The organism is Vibrio intestinalis, from assembly GCF_025195085.2.
In the GTDB taxonomy this organism is placed as follows: domain Bacteria; phylum Pseudomonadota; class Gammaproteobacteria; order Enterobacterales; family Vibrionaceae; genus Vibrio; species Vibrio intestinalis.
The window spans coordinates 53227-68324 of the sequence record NZ_JANAVY020000006.1 but is presented as its reverse complement, the minus strand read 5'-3'; the positions used below and the strand labels follow the sequence as shown (position 1 = coordinate 68324).

The following is a 15098-nucleotide window of genomic DNA, read 5'->3' as shown; positions in this document are numbered from 1 at the left end:
AGTTAGATCTTAAAGCGATTTAGCTCTGTGTGAAGCTCTGAGGCGTTGTCCGAGAGCTCATGGCTAATATCAACAGAAGCTGTCATGCTGTCCATCACATCAACCGCAGTGTCATTGATGATCACTACGTTACGGTTGATCTCTTCTGCTACTAGGCTTTGCTCTTCTGCTGCGGATGCGATTTGGTTGTTCATGTCATTAATCACATCAATCGCTTGGTTGATTTCAGCCAGTGCGATTTGTGCTGCTTGCGTTTCATCTTTAGTATCGCTGGCTTGCTGTTGGCTTTGCTGCATCAATACCACGATTGATTGAGTGTCTTGCTCAAGACGAGCCAACATAGTGCGAATCTCTTCCGTTGATGTTTGAGTGCGGTTAGCGAGGTTACGAACTTCATCGGCAACTACCGCAAAGCCACGGCCTGCTTCCCCAGCACGTGCAGCTTCAATCGCAGCGTTTAACGCAAGTAAGTTGGTTTGCTCGGCAATGCCACCAATCTCAGACAAGATACCTTGAATGCCCGCACTGGATTCAGCCAAGTTGAGAGTTTGCTCTTGTGCGTGGTTTACCTGCTGCGCTAGGTCATCCACTGCGTTTGCGGCGTTATCCATACGTGACATGCCGTTAACGCTATTGGTTTGAACTTGGCTTGCAGCAGTTGCAGCTTGCACGGCGGAGTTTGCTACTTCTTGCGCTGCGGCTGTCATCTCATTGATTGCTGTTGCCAGTGAGTTCACCTCATTAAGCTGGCTATTTAGCTTATCTTTAGACTCGTTCGCGCTTGCTTGGCCTTTGGTCGCACTGCTATCGACTTGAACAGCGGTTTGCTTGGCTGTGGCGATCATCTCTTGCATACGAGCCAAGAAAGAGTTGAACCAGTGAGCAAGCTGCGCGGTTTCGTCTTTGCCTTTCACCTCTAAGCGGTAAGTCAAATCCCCTTCGCCTTGCGCGACATCTTTAAAGCGCTCAACAAGGTTAACCAGTACTTTACCCAGAGAATTAGCAATCAGCGTCATGACAATGATGCCAATGATCATCGCTGCCAAACCAGAGTAAACCCCTTGTTGAATCGCTTGGCTGTTCATCTCTTGTTCCCAAGTGATGAACTGAGAAATGCTTTCTTTTAGCACTGACGTTGGAACAGAAACAATCACGATCCAAGGTGCGCCCGAAGTATCGACCGAGGTCATGGCATATTCGCGGCCGTTTACAGTCACTAAACCAATCTCGCTTTGTGTCGCGAGAGATTGAACCTTAGACCACTGCGAAAATAGATCCGTAGGTACTTTTTTACCTACGCTATCAGCTTTGTCACTGTTGGCTAATGTGGCGCCTTTCCAAGAAGAGATGATGATAGAACCTTCACCATTAAATAGCTCGCGCGCTAATGTTTCGGCTTGGCCTTGTAGCTCAGTCAGTGCAAGGTCTAAACCTAGAGAACCGATTATTTTACCGTTTACCACAATAGGTTGGCTGATGGTTGTGATCAGCTCTTGTTTACCGCGAACTGGGTACATGTAGGGTTCCATCACGAAGGTTTCGCCCGTTTCGAATGGCATTAAATGCCAGTCATCTTTACGTTCGCCACTCGAGTTTAGTTCGCTGTTGCTAAAGCTCTCCATTGCGACTGCGTCGAAGCCACCTTGGTTGTTTGGCGAGAAAAACGGTGCTAAGTAACCTTGGCTGTTGATGGCATCTGCGGCGTTGGTTTCGCTTTCTGGCTGCCATGTTTTTTCTTCCCACACCATGTAACCAGCGAATACTGCTTCATCTTGGGCTTTTAAAGAGGCGATGAACTGCTTCACCAATATATCTGCACCTAGGCCATCTTCAGCGCTTTGCTCGATGATTGAACGTAGTTGATCAAGGTTAGCGGTGACAGGGAAAAGCTGATTAGCGATACTTTTGCCTTGCTCTGATGCCATAGAGAGTAGGTTAGATTGGGTTGCATCAGTCAGCTGGTCAGAAACTTTTGCTGCAATTTGTTGGTTTACGTTAGTAAACGCGTTGGTAGTGATGACCATTGCGATCAGCAAAGTGAAAGCCATTGCTGCGCCGGCGCTCACCGCAATACGTGTTCGAATAGTATTAAACATTGCTTAATGAACCTTTCTAAAACGTCTTAGTTTGGGGTTTTTATTAAAATCGGCTCATTATATCGAGGGGAAATGAATACAATATGCCGTTAAGTAATTTATTATGAATGGCATATGTTAAGTTGTTAATGAAAGTGGCGTTTCGCCTAAAATTTGGCAGTAGCTATATAAATGTTGGCTTGTAGGTTGTGTTTTTAAGTGGCTGTTTTTATTTGTTTAAATATCAACTTGTCACGTGTTCAATGTGCCAGAATTGGCAAAAGGTATAAAAATGAATAGCCAAAACTTTGTCATACTTAAGTGGTATTTTTATGCGTTAAGTCAATTTTTGTTTTGTTCAAATAATGAGCGCAATGATGAATTTGTCAGGGAGTTTAAGTACTTGAGCGGATTCTGTTCATATAGTGTAGTCGCACTGATTCCTCTTTGCGTTGTTAACGAGTAAACTTCGACGTTGATTTGTGTTTATTTTGGGTAATGTTGTGTATATCGAAGCATCTGCTGATTCTGTCATCGTACTGGATTTTGAAACCACGGGTCTTTCTCCTAATCAAGGAGACAGGGCGATTGAAATTGGTGCGGTAAAATTAGAAAAAGGCCAAGTTGTGGATCGTTTTCAGAGTCTGATGAATCCAGGGTTTCGCGTTAGTAGTTTTATTGAAGGATATACCGGCATTACCAACCGAATGCTTCATGATGCGCCAAGCTGCGCAGAAGTGATGGATCAGTTTGCTGATTTTATTCAAGGTAGCAATTTAGTGGCGCATAACGCGTCTTTTGATCAACGATTCTTAGACGGTGAGTTAGCTTTAATAGACCGTGATTATGGTGGCAAGTTTGCGTGTTCTCTGTTGGTTTCTCGTCGTTTAACTCAACAAGCAGGTTCACATAAATTGGGTGACTTGGTGGCTTTTCATCAAATCGACAATGACGGTGTTTTTCACCGTGCGCTAGCAGATGCTGAAGTGACAGCCAAACTATGGAAGATTCAAATTGCTTGCCTACAAGCTGAGCATGGTATTGAGCAGCCAAGTTTTGAGTTGATGACTAAAATTGGAAAAACGCCAAAAGCTTCTGTTAGCACTATGTTGAAGAAGCACGCTTTGCAAATCGGTTAATCGTAACCTTAAGTAAAACGTAAGTTTTCACTTTTCATTTATGGCATATGCCAATAACTAGGCGTATATTGTTTGGGTATTCGTATTGAGGACTACCCAAATGACTTATGCTATTCCCTATCTTAATGGCAATGTTGCCCCGCACTTTGCGCGAGCGCCAGAGATTGCCATCGTTGATGATTCACTCCGTCTCCTTGACCGCATTGCCGTACCAGTCAACCCGTCACAATGCGGCAGTAAGAAATTTTGGCAGCAAACATTAAAACAGCACCAAGTAACGGCGGTTGTGGTGAATACTATTGGCAGCAAAATGCTGAATAGTCTTTTTAATCAGGGTATTGAAGTGTTCTCTGCGCCAAGAAAACAGAGCGTAGCGGATATAAACGCCCAGATGCTCACTCCTGTGACTGAACTGAGCTACGCCAAAGCGCCGCGCAAAGCGCATGGTGGCTGTTGTGGAGGTAGTGAGCATTCACATGCAAGCGGCCATAAGTTGACTCAAGTGATCCCTGCGTCGTTTCGTGGGTTTAAGGCGATCAAGTAATGATGTGGTTGATCGCTTTTGTTGCGTTCATGATTGTGATTGGCTTAATGGCCATCGGGGTGATGGCTAAACGCAAGCCGATTCAAGGCAGTTGCGGAGGGTTATCCAGTATCGATATTGAGCGAGAGTGTAACTGCGTTGAAGTGTGCCAGCAGCACCAACCAACCCTATATCAAATCAGTGAGCCTACGGTTGCTCCAGCATTAACGCGTGACCATTCACCAAGCAGTTAGCCACTTTTCGACGTGCTGACTTAACAATGTTGCCGAACGTTTGTCGGGAAACCTGCATGATTTCAGCCGCTTCCAATTGGCTGAGTCCTTGCTCATCCGCGAGACGAAGCGCTTCAAGCTCCTCGGCTAATAAGCTGACTTTCTCCAGTTTACCCATCGAGACACCATTAGGTTTAAAACAGCTATGCGGCGCTTGAGTGCAGATTTCACGGTGTATTTTTGGTCTTGCCATTAGATACCTAATTTCGAGTAGTAATATGACTTTTACGATTCCACAGCGCCATTGCCAGTGCGTCGTCTGCAGGCGGCCATTTTTCGGTGAACAAACGCTGCAATTTGAGACAGCTTCAACTGGCGCGGTGCAAGCCAAGATTGTAGCAAGTGACAAAGTACAAGGCTATCAGGGCGTTATGCAAGGCGGTTTAATTTCGACATTGCATGACAGCGCGATGCTGCACTGCTTATTTTCTCTCGGTGTCGAAGCCATGACCGCGAGTATTGATGTGCGCTTTCATCATCCTGTACCTATCAATACGCCTATTGTGATTCAAGCTCGCTTGGTAAGTCAAAGGCGTAAGCTTTACCAGTTAGAGAGCTACATATCCTGCGGTGAGCAGTTGTGCTCGTCTGCAAAAAGCCGCTTCATACAAACTTAGAACTGGGGAATTACCGCGCGTGGTGTTAGCCTATGAGTGAATCGATACATTCGCTTGAGCAAGGAGCCATAATGAGCCAATCCCATCCAATTGAAGCCATTTTTGCCGGTAAAGTCGCAGAAAAGTTTGGTATGCGCACCGCGATGGATAAGCAAGAAATCGTCGGTGACGTCTATCTCTCCGAGACGGGGCTAGAAGGCGATGAGTGTGCAGAAACAAAGTTTCATGGCGGCGTCGAGCGCGCTTTGCATCAATACCCGTCTGAACACTACCTCCATTGGCAAACTAAGTACCGAAGCGACAGCGAATGGCTGGCACCGGGTATGGGAGAAAACATCAGTACCAAGGGTATGCTTGAGCATGAGGTCTGTATTGGTGACCGCTATCAATGGGGTGAGGCAATCATTGAGGTCAGCCAGCCTCGTTCACCTTGTGCCAAATTGAATCAGCGTTGGGGCGTAGAAGGGCTCTCGGTGGATATGCAAGACATCAGCCGCTGCGGTTGGTTGTACCGTGTGATCAAACCGGGCGTGGTTAACAGTGAGTTGCCTTTGGTATTGATCGACAGGCCAGACAATGCAATGTCGATAAAGCAAGTGTGCGACATTTACTTTGCCGATCCTTTAAACCCGCAAGGCCTACATGCGCTACTTGAGCAAGCCAAGCTTTCAGCGAATTGGCGCGCGACAGTAGAAAAACGACTGACTACTGGGGAAGTAGAGAACTGGAATTTCCGATTATTGGGTCACGCCTAAAAAGAGTGTTGACCTGTCTATTGGTCAAGGGTTGAAGCTATCCGCACACTGTAATCCCTCGAAAACAAATAGGCCACTGCAATGCAGTGGCCTATTTTTGTCTAATAACTCTGTTTTTGATTCACTTCTTGTTAAGTGCTCTGCGCGATGGAAATAATCCTGCGTAGCATTTCCTCTTCGGTCACTTCTGCATTGCGATAGTAACGGAAGATTTCTGAGTTGATCGCCTGTTGAGCAACAGGGTTTACGGCCATCGAGTCCGTCATACTCGGAATTGCCAGTTGGTTTTTCACCGCTTCTTCAAAATCATTGTGAGATTTGACTTGGCACGGGTTAAAGCCCGATAAGTCGATATCGGTTCTAACAGGAATAGACCCTTTCACGCGATTGAATTCCGCTTGAAATGCTTTGTCTGCCAAGATATCGGCCACTTGATTGGCCTGTTGCTGGGTAAAATCTGGCGCAGCCATGAAGATAAAGCTGTCCATGTTATACAAAAACGCATTGTGTGATTGCGGCGCAGGGTAACAACCTATTTGCTGCGGGACATTGATGTCTGAAGCCATCAGATCACCCAAGATCCAATCGCCGCCTAATTGGAATAAGGCTTGATTGCTCGCCAGCGCTTTGGTCGCGGTATCCCAATTTTGATTGGGTTGTTGAGTATCGATTAAGTTGGATATTTTACGTAGTTGCTTAAGGGCGAAGCGCATTTGGTCTGAGTCAATGTGATTGCTTTTGAGCTCAACTAAGGATTTGTAGTAAAAATCAACGCCACCGGCTGCTATTACCAAGCTTTCAAACAAGGTTGCTACTTGCCACGCCTCTTCGCCAATGGCGAGCGGAATGATATTCGCCTGCTTAGCTTTTTCCATCGCGGTAAACATCTCGGGCCAAGTCTTGGGTACGTCAAGCTCTAGCTGGGCCAAAAGCTGGTGGTTAACCCACATCCAATTGAGGCGATGCAAGGTAATCGGCAGTGCCACATAACCCGTGTCAGTTTTGTTTATCGCCACACTCAGTGGGTAGAGGTTGTTGTCCCAATTATGTTTGATCCCAGTTTCATTGACTGAATGGACAATGCCCACTGCATCCCACGCTTTGATGCTCGGCCCTTCAATTTGTGCGACATCGGGCGTATTGCCAGCCAAGGCTCTTGCTTGCAGAACCGTCATGGCGGTATCGCCACCACCACCAAGTATTGGTGAGTGTTGCAGTGGAATATCATGTTTTAAGAGTTGCTTTTCGAGAACATCCAGCGATTTGATTTCGCCTTGTGATGTCCACCAGTGAAGAAACTCGACGTCAGCCAAAGTGGGCGCTGAGAGGCTTGCTAGCATTAAGCCTAAAATGGTTTTTTTCATAGTTAATCTCTAGGGAAGGCCAACGTAGCGCACAGGCCGCCACGTGTTGTCATGCTCAATGACAAACTGCCTCCGTGGGCTTTAGCAATACTTTGTGAAATGGTTAAGCCCAACCCATTGCCCGGTTTATTGCTCTTACCGCGATAGTAGGGTTGGCAAAGTTTTTCCAGTGTGGATGGGTCGAGTTGCTCACCATGGTCTTCGATGATGACGCGAATAGAATCAGTGTCTTCTTGTAGGTAGATATCGCATTGGTTGCCGTATTTGAGGGCATTATCGACCAAGTTTTGAATGCAACGTTTGATGGCCAGCGGTTTACCCGCATACGGCTGTACCGCGCCGTTATGGATAACAATGGTTTGGCTTTCTGGATCGAGAGAGGCAGCGATATGCAGCACGAGCTGGTGTAAGTCTATCGCTTCAATATCTTCATGAATGTCGGTCTCTTTGATGCATTGCAATGCCCCTTTGACCATCAGGTCTAAGTCGTTGGCGATGCGACTGAATCGTTCGCGTTCGGTATCATCGTCGAGCATTTCTGCACGCAGTTTGAGACAAGCTATAGGTGTTTTTAAATCATGAGAGATCGCGCCAAACAGCATTTCGCGGTCTTTGATATGGCTGTCGATGCGGCGGTTCATCTTATTGAAAGCGTGTACCGCGGCTCTGAGTTCTGCACTGCCTTCTTCTTTAACTTCTGGTACTTTCAAGCGGCTCGACATCAAGGTCGCGGCCTTAGCAAGTTGGCGAATTGGCCGTATTTCGCGCTTGACTACAAACCATGTGCAGATAAGCAGCAGCAAGGATGACAGCAGCATGGTGAACCATTCACGAATCTCAAAATAGCTGGTTTCTAAATTGATATAAGGCGCAGGCAGCACCGCAGCCAAGTAGAACCACGCATTGTCATCGACTTTGACTTGAATGACTAAGATCGGCGGGTTGAGATCACCATAAGAGAGCGAATAATGCCCCCACAACATAGGCAGTTCGTCGATTGGCAGCTCTTTGTTGAACACTTTCAGTTTATCGCGGCGAGTGAATTCTACATTGATGGTCGGTGCATCTTTGAGCTCACTTAACAGCACTTGCTGCACTTCATCGATAACCATGGTTTTGCGCGCACTTTCTGGCAGTGGCGAGACCGGAATTTGGTGGTTGTTGAGCGAGACGAAAAAGCGTGTGCCGCCCATATTACGTAGCTGATTAAGCACCAAATGGCGGTACTCTGGCGGTAACGTTTGGAAAAATGAAATAGTGGAAGCGGCACTCATCGCGAGGCTATTAACGGTTGTTTTTAACCCTTCTTGGTCTTTCTCACTGCTGTGCTGATACCAAATGAGGCCTGCAAGTAACTGGGCAAGCAAAATCACCGCGAGCAAGAACAAACTCGCTCGAGTGACTAAGGAGTTTGACCATGGCTTAGCTTTCATACACGACACCGGATGTCAGCATGTAGCCTTTATTGCGTACCGTTAGGATCAAGGAGCGATCTTTGTCATCTAGATGGTGACGTAATCGGCTGATTTGAACATCGATACCGCGTTCAAAAGGGTCAGCATCGCGTCCCCAAATTTCACGCGCAATATCATCGCGAGAGAGAATCGACTCGGCATGAGAAATAAACAATCCAAGCAGAGACATATCAGCGCCGCTCAGTTGTTTAATTGTGTTGTTATTGATGTGGGTAAGTTGTCTGGTGACGGTATCTAATTGCCATTCATCAAATCGCACTCGGCGAGCTAATTTAGCGCTATGCGTTGTAATGCTGCGGCGTAGGATAGTTTTGATACGAGCAAGTAATTCTCGTGGGCTAAATGATTTAGTGATGTAGTCATCGGCCCCCATTTCAAGCCCCGCCACTCGGTCGGCTTCTTCGGTAACTGCGGTAAGCATGATAATGGGTACATTAGAGGTTCGGCGCAGTTGTTGGCAAAGCGTAAAGCCATCGTCACCGGGCATCATTATATCGAGAATGATTAGGTCAGGCTGATGTTGTTCAAGCACTTTCCACATGGCTTTGCCGTTTTCAGCGCCAAGAACATCAAACCCAGCTTTACCTAGGTAATCGGTTAATGCTTCGCGTAGGTCGAGATTATCATCGACTACAAGGATCTGTTTACCTGTCATGCTGCCCTTCTTTTCGCAACCTTTGGTGATCTAACCGGCTGTTAATCAGTTAAATTATCGTCATTGATAATGATGCCACTACGCATAAATATCTCAAAGTAACAGTGTATGATTTACGGACAGAGGATGAGGATTTTTTGTAAGTGGGCTCTTACAAATGACAGTATTTTTGTAACCTTCTTTCGCCGAGGTTGCAGTATTCTGAGTGTGGACACTATCAGAGCACTCGACACCTTCCTCGCATAGTGACAGGGTCAATCGTCCATTCTTACCCGCTCCTGAACCCCCAGCTTAGAAGTGGTAAGAACTTTAGCCAGCCTCCAGAGGAGGTTGGCTTTTTCTATTTCGTATTACTCACTTTTCTTCCTGTAGAGCGTATCTATGCAATCAACAATTGTTCAGACCCGCTCAACCACTGAGATCTAAACATTAGTCGTTTGTTTGAGATAGAGTTGATTTTGTGACGCTGTCACTTTCAATGTGTCTATTTTTATGATGAATCGCTTATTTCTCAGTAAATGTTCGTTAGCGGCCAGACTAAACAATTAATCTATGTGTTGACCAAAAACTAGGCTCACAAATAGTGCTAGGTCAATTACAATAAGCGGGAAGTAATCGCAAGGAGAGTGAAGCATGGAAATGTCGGTCGGGCAGGTAGCAGAGCGTGCGGGAGTTAAGGTCTCTGCTTTGCATTTTTATGAGCAGAAAGGGTTAATCAGTAGTTGGCGTAATCAAGGTAATCAGCGTCGTTACGACCGAAGTGTTATTCGCAGAGTTGCGGTGATCAAGGCAGCGCAGCAGGTGGGCATGTCACTTGAAGATATTGCCAGTGCGTTTGAACGCTTACCCAGGCATAAAGCGCCAACTAAAAGCCAGTGGGAGTCAATGGCGACCCAGTGGAAGCAAGATTTAGAGCATCGCATTCAACAGCTAAAAGCACTACAAAACGATCTCGACGGATGCATTGGGTGTGGCTGCCTTTCATTAGACAGTTGTAACCTTCGAAACCCGCAAGATGAAAGAGCTCAAGAGCACAGTGGCGAATCGCTACTTACTAACCCTGAAGATACGGTGTTAAAGGGATAGGGCAAACATCAATAAAATCGGCAGTGTCAGTATGCTGAAAAAGTTACCGAACAGCACCATCGATGCCACTTGTGCGGGTGCAATATTGAAGCGCTCGGCAAATAGATAGTTCATTACTGCGGGTGGCAGCATGCTAAATAGCACCATCATTTGCAGCTCCATCTTGGGTAACGGCACAAAGTAGTAAATCAATCCAAACGCAATTCCTCCCGTAATCAGTGACTGCAAGGTGCAAAATAGCCCAATGGATAAACCGCTAAGGCGTATGTTGCACATCTGAGCGCCAAGTGACACTAGCATCACAGGTACTGCCGCTTGGCCAAGTAGTGTGGTGGCATCAAAAAGTGGTTTCCATACTTCTATCTCTGCGAGGTTGAGTGCAAGTGCACAAGCTGCGGCAATAAATACGGGCATTTTTACCACTTGTTTAAGTGGGTTACCTTTACTTAATACCGCCAAGCCAAGGCTAATATGGGTACAAGCGGATACCACAAATAGCAGCACTGCCGCTGCAATGGCGGACTCGCCAAAGGTGTATGTGAACAAGGGGATAGCAAGATTGCCGCTGTTGCGGAACATGTGTGGCGGCGCCCATGCATTGTAATCGATTTTAAATAGCCAACAGATCGGAATCATTACTAGCCCGGGGACGAGTACCGCGATTAGGGCTGCACTGAGTAAGGGAACTTGCTCGGTATCGAGTGGCATTGCCACGAGAGAAGAAAACACCAACGCAGGGGTGAATGCATCCATATTGATGCGGTTAATAGGGGTGAAATCAGGTTTAAGCCAGCGACCGACCGAAAATCCAACCATGACTAAAGCGAAGACGGGGAAGAGGATTCCTATGATTTGTTCAAACATTCCATCGTTGACTCATTATTGTTTTATAAATGAACAATATCAGGCTTGTTCATTCGAGTCACCTAGTGATAGGGATAAGAAAATTGGGTGTACATCAGTGAGCCTACGCACCGATAAACAAAGGCCAGCAATAAGCTGGCCTTGAAGGTGTGGGGTAGTCGAGCGGTTTATTTTTGCTCGGCAAACTTCTCTAAACCAAGTACAAGTGCGATGGCGGCAAACATCATAACGATGGCTAAGCCAAGTTGAGCGGGTTGGTTAAACACGGCTTCAAACTCAAATGGAGAAAGGTTTTGCTGAATTAGCGGTACTTCTTCACCTTTTGAGTTAATGCGCCAAGTAAGAGTCTCTTTCCATGGCCAGATTTTAGGTAGCGTACCAATCATCAAACCGGTGAGAAAGACTAGTGTCGCGTCTCTGAATCGTTTTAACAGCCAAGATAACACGTGCGAGAAGCTCAATAAGCCAACCACACAGCCTGATAGAAACAGTGCGATGATGCCAATGTCGAATGATTTTACTGCGCCCAGTACAGGGGCATACATGCCGATAAGTAGCAGAATAAAGCTGCCAGATATCCCCGGTAGTATCATGGCGCAAATCGCTATCGCGCCTGCGATCACTACGTTGATGCTGGTTGGTTCCATTTGCAGTGGCTTTAGGATGGTAATGCAGTAAGCGAAGGCGATACCTAAAATAAGAAACACTAAGCGATCAAGTGTGCGCTTTTCTACTTGCTTCAAGATATGGAACACGGAAACCAGAATCAGACCGAAAAAGAATGACCATAGTGGAATAGGATGAGTGACCAATAACCAAGAAATAAGCTTGGCTAGGGTTGCGATACTAATGAACACACCGCCAAACAAACTGATCAGGAAGAAACCGTTAATGTGGTTAAACGCCGCTTTAAAGCCTTCACGCTTCCAAATGCCAAGCACACTTGGGTTAATGCGGCGAATGCTTTCCAGCAATGTATCGTAAATACCAGTAATGAAGGCAATAGTACCGCCAGATACACCCGGTACTACGTCAGCAGCGCCCATAGCGATGCCTTTGAAGAAAGTGGTTAAGTAGTTCATTCAATATGATTAATGGTTGAAGATGGCCTGAGTATACTCACTCTGATGTCAAAAAAGTATGAAAAAACCACTTAAAAGTGACCCATAAATAAGATGGACAAAAGAGAGAGCAGAAATCAGATTAGTTAACGCAGGCTAAGTCGGCTACCGTCATATTTTAGATTGGCGAGTAAGGTTTTTACATTGGCTTTACCACGTTGGTCAAACTTAACCCCATACTGGCGCTTATGCCCCGATTGCCTTGCGTTACATACAATGCCAAACAGCGGTTCAAAGCTTTTATGCTCTTTGCCGGAAGTTAGGTGCAGTTCAATAAGTTCTCCGACCTTAAATGGGCGAGATAAACTTGGCGTGATATACATGCAGCCGCTTTTGGACAGGTCGCGAATTTCACAATCAATGCGATGGTTCATGGTATGCGCTTTGGCTTCAAGTGCCACTTCATAACGAGGTTCGTTACGCAGCGGCGTGACCTGCATCGTTTGAGGAATCGACATTAACATCATCGCGACTGGCGCTTTGACAATGTGAAGAATTTGGCTGCGGTATTGTAAAATGGCCCCTTCACCGCGTGGCGAAATCGCATGAATAGTGGCCCAGAAACCTTCTTGGAAAAAGTACTCAAGCTGATCATCAGATACTTTTGGTAGCTCAAGCAGAATCATGCGATTTGAGTGAGTGCCAATAAATAAGCTTTTACCGCGGTAAGTAGTGCCGACAGGTGTGACTATCTCAATGTTTAGCTCGCTACCATGATCGATCATGCTTAACGCATCATTACTATTGATGGTTGATGTCGAACGTTGTTCTTGTTGTCGAGCTTCAGCTTCAGTTGACGCCCCTAATTGGGAATTCATTTAGTCACCGTGTGCCAAGAATATAAATTATTGTTGTAATAGGCTTTAATCAGAGGTGAACCCCAGCCTATGGTTAATTAGCTTGATTCTATTTATTGATTGGCATTAGTTCAAACCTCAATGTATGTTAGAAGTTTGAGCTGAGTAACACTTTCGGAGTCAATATCATGCATAGTGTATTTTTTGAACCAGACGCGCAACAATTTCGCGTTCATCTGCAAGATGAACAATATGCCGTTGTTGCGTATGAGCCTAGAGGCGAAGTGCTTGCTATCACCTCAACTAAAGTACCAGAAGACCTTCAAGGGAAAGGATACGGTAAAGTGATGATGGAAGCTGTACTGCCTGAAATCGAAAAAATGGGTAAAAAAGTAGAACCAGTTTGCAGCTTTGTCGTGGTTTATTTTGAGCGTAACCCGCAATGGCAGCATCTAAAAGCATAATGAGTAACGCGGCACTATGCCGCGTCGCGGTTTTGGGTTTGATTTGATTAAGCTTTAATTCGAGCCATGTAGTAGGTATTGACGTACTCTCCAGCGCGGAATGCTGAGAGCTTGGCCTCCCCTTCAATCTCAAAACCAAATTTCTTATAACACGCGATGGCGGCGTGATTGTCCGTATTCACTTCAATTTGAACTCGTTTTATCTGCAGCCAGTTATCCGCCAAATCGAGCGCGGCTTTAATTAATTGGCTCGCGATGCCAAGGCCATGAAAGTCATCGTGCACGGCAAGGCCAAATTGACCGCAATGTAATAGTCGAGGGCGTTGTAGGTGTTCAAACCCTAAGTTGCCCACTACTCTGCCATCCACTTCGGCAACAAAGCTATAGATATGATCTGGCATGTTTTCTAAGCGCTTCTCCCATGTGGCAGCGGTAGGGTAAGGAAGCTGTAAGGTCTCACGATGTGCTTTAGGTTGAGCAAAAATATCTGCGATAGCTTGGGCATCGCTTGGTAACGTGCGGCGTATAGTGATGTTCATATGGCTTCCTTTCTTAACAACTAGTCAAACACCATAACGCGAGCTTTTTGATAAGTCCATGAAAGTTAAAGTAATGTCTAAATTGTAAATAAAATTGTGTTCTCTAGGTCTGCGAGGTAGTGTAGAAAGCTTGACCAAATAGGAAGTAAATGATGAACCAACCCTCGGCGTGGAAAACGCCCCAAAACTTTTTGCTGATCATTTCCATAATTGTACCGATTGCCTTTTCAAGCTGGATGGCGTTGTTGAATAACTTCGTGATTGAGCGCGCTAATTTTGATGGTGCGGATATTGGATTATTGCAAAGTGTTCGCGAAATTCCGGGCTTTCTAGCCTTCACGGTTATCTTTGTTTTGCTGTTTATTCGTGAACAGCGATTTATGATTGTATCGTTGGCCATGCTGACTTTAGGTAGCGCCATTACGGGCTTCTTCCCATCGCTGACAGGGTTGCTGTTAACGACATTACTGATGTCGACCGGTTTCCACTATTTTGAAACCTTGAAACAGTCGTTAGCTTTACAGTGGCTTAGCAAAGAAGAAGCGCCAGAAATGCTAGGTAAATACATTTCTATCGGCGCACTGGCCTCACTGCTTACCTATGGCTCGTTATGGGTATGTTTAGAAGTTTTCCAACTCGATTTTAAATGGGTGTATTTGCTGTTTGGTGGAATAGGATTTGTGTTGGTGATGTGGATTGCCGTGACCTTCCCACAGTTTGAAACCAAAGTGGCGCAAAATAAGAAGTTAGTGCTGAGAAAGCGTTATTGGCTTTACTACGCGCTGACGTTTATGAGTGGTGCTCGTCGTCAAATCTTCACCGTATTCGCGGGCTTCTTAATGGTTGAACGATTTGGTTATTCTGCGGCAGATATTACGCTGCTATTTGTGGCTAACTATGTGTTTAACTTTTTGTTTGCTAAGCGTATTGGTAAGTTCATTGGCCGCGTTGGTGAGCGTAAGGCACTTATGTTTGAATACGTTGGCCTGATTTTCGTATTTGTTGGGTATGCTTTTGTTCAAACCGCAGAGTGGGCCGCGGCGTTGTACATCATCGATCACTTGTTCTTTGCTCTTGCCTTGGCGATCAAAACTTACTTCCAAAAAATTGCAGATCCTGCGGATATGGCATCAACCGCGGGTGTTTCGTTCACCATTAACCATATCGCGGCTGTTGTCATCCCAGTTACGTTTGGTTTGATTTGGCTGGTATCGCCTTCCGCTGTATTTTTCATCGGCGCTGCCATGGCGGCTGTTTCTTTGATGCTGTCGCTTAATATTCCGTGCAAACCGGAAGAGGGCAACGAAGTCCGCGTAATGAAATGGAGCTAG

Annotated in this window: 17 protein-coding genes; 8 read left to right on the top strand and 9 right to left on the bottom strand. The window is 45.8% G+C overall.

Annotated features, from left to right (window positions below; translation table 11 throughout):
• Positions 1-2: 2 nt before the first annotated feature.
• Complete coding sequence (locus MU515_RS10780) at positions 3-2096, bottom strand: methyl-accepting chemotaxis protein (RefSeq protein WP_260260430.1); 2094 nt, start codon at positions 2094-2096, stop codon at positions 3-5.
• A gap of 488 nt (positions 2097-2584) precedes the next feature.
• Here MU515_RS10780 and MU515_RS10775 point away from each other — a divergent pair, with 488 nt between their 5' ends.
• The 3 genes from MU515_RS10775 to nqrM all read left to right on the top strand — a co-directional run bounded on the left by MU515_RS10775 (position 2585) and on the right by nqrM (position 3991).
• Entirely contained in the window at positions 2585-3214 is a 630-nt protein-coding gene (locus MU515_RS10775) for a 3'-5' exonuclease (protein WP_260260554.1), read from the top strand.
• A 100-nt stretch (positions 3215-3314) separates the two neighbouring features.
• The gene (locus MU515_RS10770) at positions 3315-3758 is read left to right on the top strand and encodes a NifB/NifX family molybdenum-iron cluster-binding protein (RefSeq protein ID WP_260260429.1); all 444 of its coding nucleotides are present in this window, start codon (positions 3315-3317) and stop codon (positions 3756-3758) included.
• Entirely contained in the window at positions 3758-3991 is a 234-nt protein-coding gene (gene nqrM / locus MU515_RS10765) for a (Na+)-NQR maturation NqrM (protein ID WP_260260428.1), read from the top strand. Before MU515_RS10770 ends, nqrM begins: the two co-directional genes overlap by 1 nt.
• On the opposite strand, the gene MU515_RS10760 is transcribed toward nqrM, so the two are convergent.
• A complete protein-coding gene (locus tag MU515_RS10760) occupies positions 3945-4223 on the bottom strand; it encodes a DUF134 domain-containing protein (protein WP_260260427.1) in 279 nt (92 codons plus the stop codon). The genes nqrM and MU515_RS10760 overlap by 47 nt on opposite strands.
• 25 nt (positions 4224-4248) lie before the next feature.
• Here MU515_RS10760 and MU515_RS10755 point away from each other — a divergent pair, with 25 nt between their 5' ends.
• Together MU515_RS10755 and MU515_RS10750 are read left to right on the top strand one after the other, a co-directional pair.
• A complete protein-coding gene (locus tag MU515_RS10755) occupies positions 4249-4647 on the top strand; it encodes a PaaI family thioesterase (RefSeq protein ID WP_260260426.1) in 399 nt (132 codons plus the stop codon).
• A gap of 71 nt (positions 4648-4718) precedes the next feature.
• Positions 4719-5402 (top strand): MOSC domain-containing protein, encoded by a 684-nt coding sequence (locus MU515_RS10750; RefSeq protein WP_260260425.1) that lies wholly within the window; start codon positions 4719-4721, stop codon positions 5400-5402.
• Between the two features lie 131 nt (positions 5403-5533).
• On the opposite strand, the gene MU515_RS10745 is transcribed toward MU515_RS10750, so the two are convergent.
• The 3 genes from MU515_RS10745 to MU515_RS10735 are packed head-to-tail and all read right to left on the bottom strand — an operon-like array spanning position 5534 to position 8896.
• Positions 5534-6766, bottom strand: coding sequence for an ABC transporter substrate-binding protein (locus MU515_RS10745; RefSeq protein ID WP_260260424.1), 1233 nt, complete (start codon positions 6764-6766; stop codon positions 5534-5536).
• Between the two features lie 2 nt (positions 6767-6768).
• Entirely contained in the window at positions 6769-8199 is a 1431-nt protein-coding gene (locus MU515_RS10740; protein ID WP_260260423.1) for an ATP-binding protein, read from the bottom strand.
• Positions 8189-8896 (bottom strand): response regulator transcription factor, encoded by a 708-nt coding sequence (locus MU515_RS10735; protein ID WP_260260422.1) that lies wholly within the window; start codon positions 8894-8896, stop codon positions 8189-8191. The genes MU515_RS10740 and MU515_RS10735 overlap by 11 nt, the downstream gene beginning before the upstream one ends.
• Before the next feature lie 633 nt (positions 8897-9529).
• Here MU515_RS10735 and soxR point away from each other — a divergent pair.
• Positions 9530-9982: a redox-sensitive transcriptional activator SoxR gene (gene soxR / locus MU515_RS10730; RefSeq protein ID WP_260260421.1), complete on the top strand. Its 453-nt coding sequence runs from the start codon at positions 9530-9532 to the stop codon at positions 9980-9982.
• On the opposite strand, the gene MU515_RS10725 is transcribed toward soxR, so the two are convergent.
• The 3 genes from MU515_RS10725 to MU515_RS10715 form a co-directional block, all read right to left on the bottom strand.
• Positions 9971-10846: an AEC family transporter gene (locus MU515_RS10725; protein WP_260260420.1), complete on the bottom strand. Its 876-nt coding sequence runs from the start codon at positions 10844-10846 to the stop codon at positions 9971-9973. The genes soxR and MU515_RS10725 overlap by 12 nt on opposite strands.
• 167 nt (positions 10847-11013) lie before the next feature.
• Positions 11014-11928, bottom strand: a complete 915-nt coding sequence (locus tag MU515_RS10720; protein WP_260260419.1) for a polyprenyl-phosphate transporter — start codon at positions 11926-11928, stop codon at positions 11014-11016.
• Between the two features lie 125 nt (positions 11929-12053).
• A complete protein-coding gene (locus MU515_RS10715; RefSeq protein ID WP_260260418.1) occupies positions 12054-12785 on the bottom strand; it encodes a flagellar brake protein in 732 nt (243 codons plus the stop codon).
• 167 nt (positions 12786-12952) lie between these two features.
• Here MU515_RS10715 and MU515_RS10710 point away from each other — a divergent pair, with 167 nt between their 5' ends.
• The gene (locus tag MU515_RS10710) at positions 12953-13228 is read left to right on the top strand and encodes a GNAT family N-acetyltransferase (RefSeq protein ID WP_260260417.1); all 276 of its coding nucleotides are present in this window, start codon (positions 12953-12955) and stop codon (positions 13226-13228) included.
• 47 nt (positions 13229-13275) lie between these two features.
• Here the strand turns inward: MU515_RS10710 and MU515_RS10705 are convergent, their stop codons facing one another.
• A complete protein-coding gene (locus tag MU515_RS10705; RefSeq protein ID WP_260260416.1) occupies positions 13276-13767 on the bottom strand; it encodes a GNAT family N-acetyltransferase in 492 nt (163 codons plus the stop codon).
• Positions 13768-13919: 152 nt separating this feature from the next.
• On the opposite strand from MU515_RS10705, the gene MU515_RS10700 reads away from it, so the two are divergent.
• Positions 13920-15098, top strand: coding sequence for an MFS transporter (locus tag MU515_RS10700; protein ID WP_260260553.1), 1179 nt, complete (start codon positions 13920-13922; stop codon positions 15096-15098).

Bases quoted from the DNA above. Each gene is read 5' to 3' on its own strand.
- MU515_RS10780 (WP_260260430.1), bottom strand. From the start codon at position 2,096: ATGTTTAATACTATTCGAACACGTATTGCGGTGAGCGCCGGCGCAGCA.
- MU515_RS10770 (WP_260260429.1), top strand. From the start codon at position 3,315: ATGACTTATGCTATTCCCTATCTTAATGGCAATGTTGCCCCGCACTTT.
- nqrM (WP_260260428.1), top strand. From the start codon at position 3,758: ATGATGTGGTTGATCGCTTTTGTTGCGTTCATGATTGTGATTGGCTTA.
- MU515_RS10760 (WP_260260427.1), bottom strand. From the start codon at position 4,223: ATGGCAAGACCAAAAATACACCGTGAAATCTGCACTCAAGCGCCGCAT.
- MU515_RS10755 (WP_260260426.1), top strand. From the start codon at position 4,249: ATGACTTTTACGATTCCACAGCGCCATTGCCAGTGCGTCGTCTGCAGG.
- MU515_RS10750 (WP_260260425.1), top strand. From the start codon at position 4,719: ATGAGCCAATCCCATCCAATTGAAGCCATTTTTGCCGGTAAAGTCGCA.
- MU515_RS10745 (WP_260260424.1), bottom strand. From the start codon at position 6,766: ATGAAAAAAACCATTTTAGGCTTAATGCTAGCAAGCCTCTCAGCGCCC.
- MU515_RS10740 (WP_260260423.1), bottom strand. From the start codon at position 8,199: ATGAAAGCTAAGCCATGGTCAAACTCCTTAGTCACTCGAGCGAGTTTG.
- MU515_RS10735 (WP_260260422.1), bottom strand. From the start codon at position 8,896: ATGACAGGTAAACAGATCCTTGTAGTCGATGATAATCTCGACCTACGC.
- soxR (WP_260260421.1), top strand. From the start codon at position 9,530: ATGGAAATGTCGGTCGGGCAGGTAGCAGAGCGTGCGGGAGTTAAGGTC.
- MU515_RS10725 (WP_260260420.1), bottom strand. From the start codon at position 10,846: ATGTTTGAACAAATCATAGGAATCCTCTTCCCCGTCTTCGCTTTAGTC.
- MU515_RS10720 (WP_260260419.1), bottom strand. From the start codon at position 11,928: ATGAACTACTTAACCACTTTCTTCAAAGGCATCGCTATGGGCGCTGCT.
- MU515_RS10715 (WP_260260418.1), bottom strand. From the start codon at position 12,785: ATGAATTCCCAATTAGGGGCGTCAACTGAAGCTGAAGCTCGACAACAA.
- MU515_RS10710 (WP_260260417.1), top strand. From the start codon at position 12,953: ATGCATAGTGTATTTTTTGAACCAGACGCGCAACAATTTCGCGTTCAT.
- MU515_RS10705 (WP_260260416.1), bottom strand. From the start codon at position 13,767: ATGAACATCACTATACGCCGCACGTTACCAAGCGATGCCCAAGCTATC.
- MU515_RS10700 (WP_260260553.1), top strand. From the start codon at position 13,920: ATGAACCAACCCTCGGCGTGGAAAACGCCCCAAAACTTTTTGCTGATC.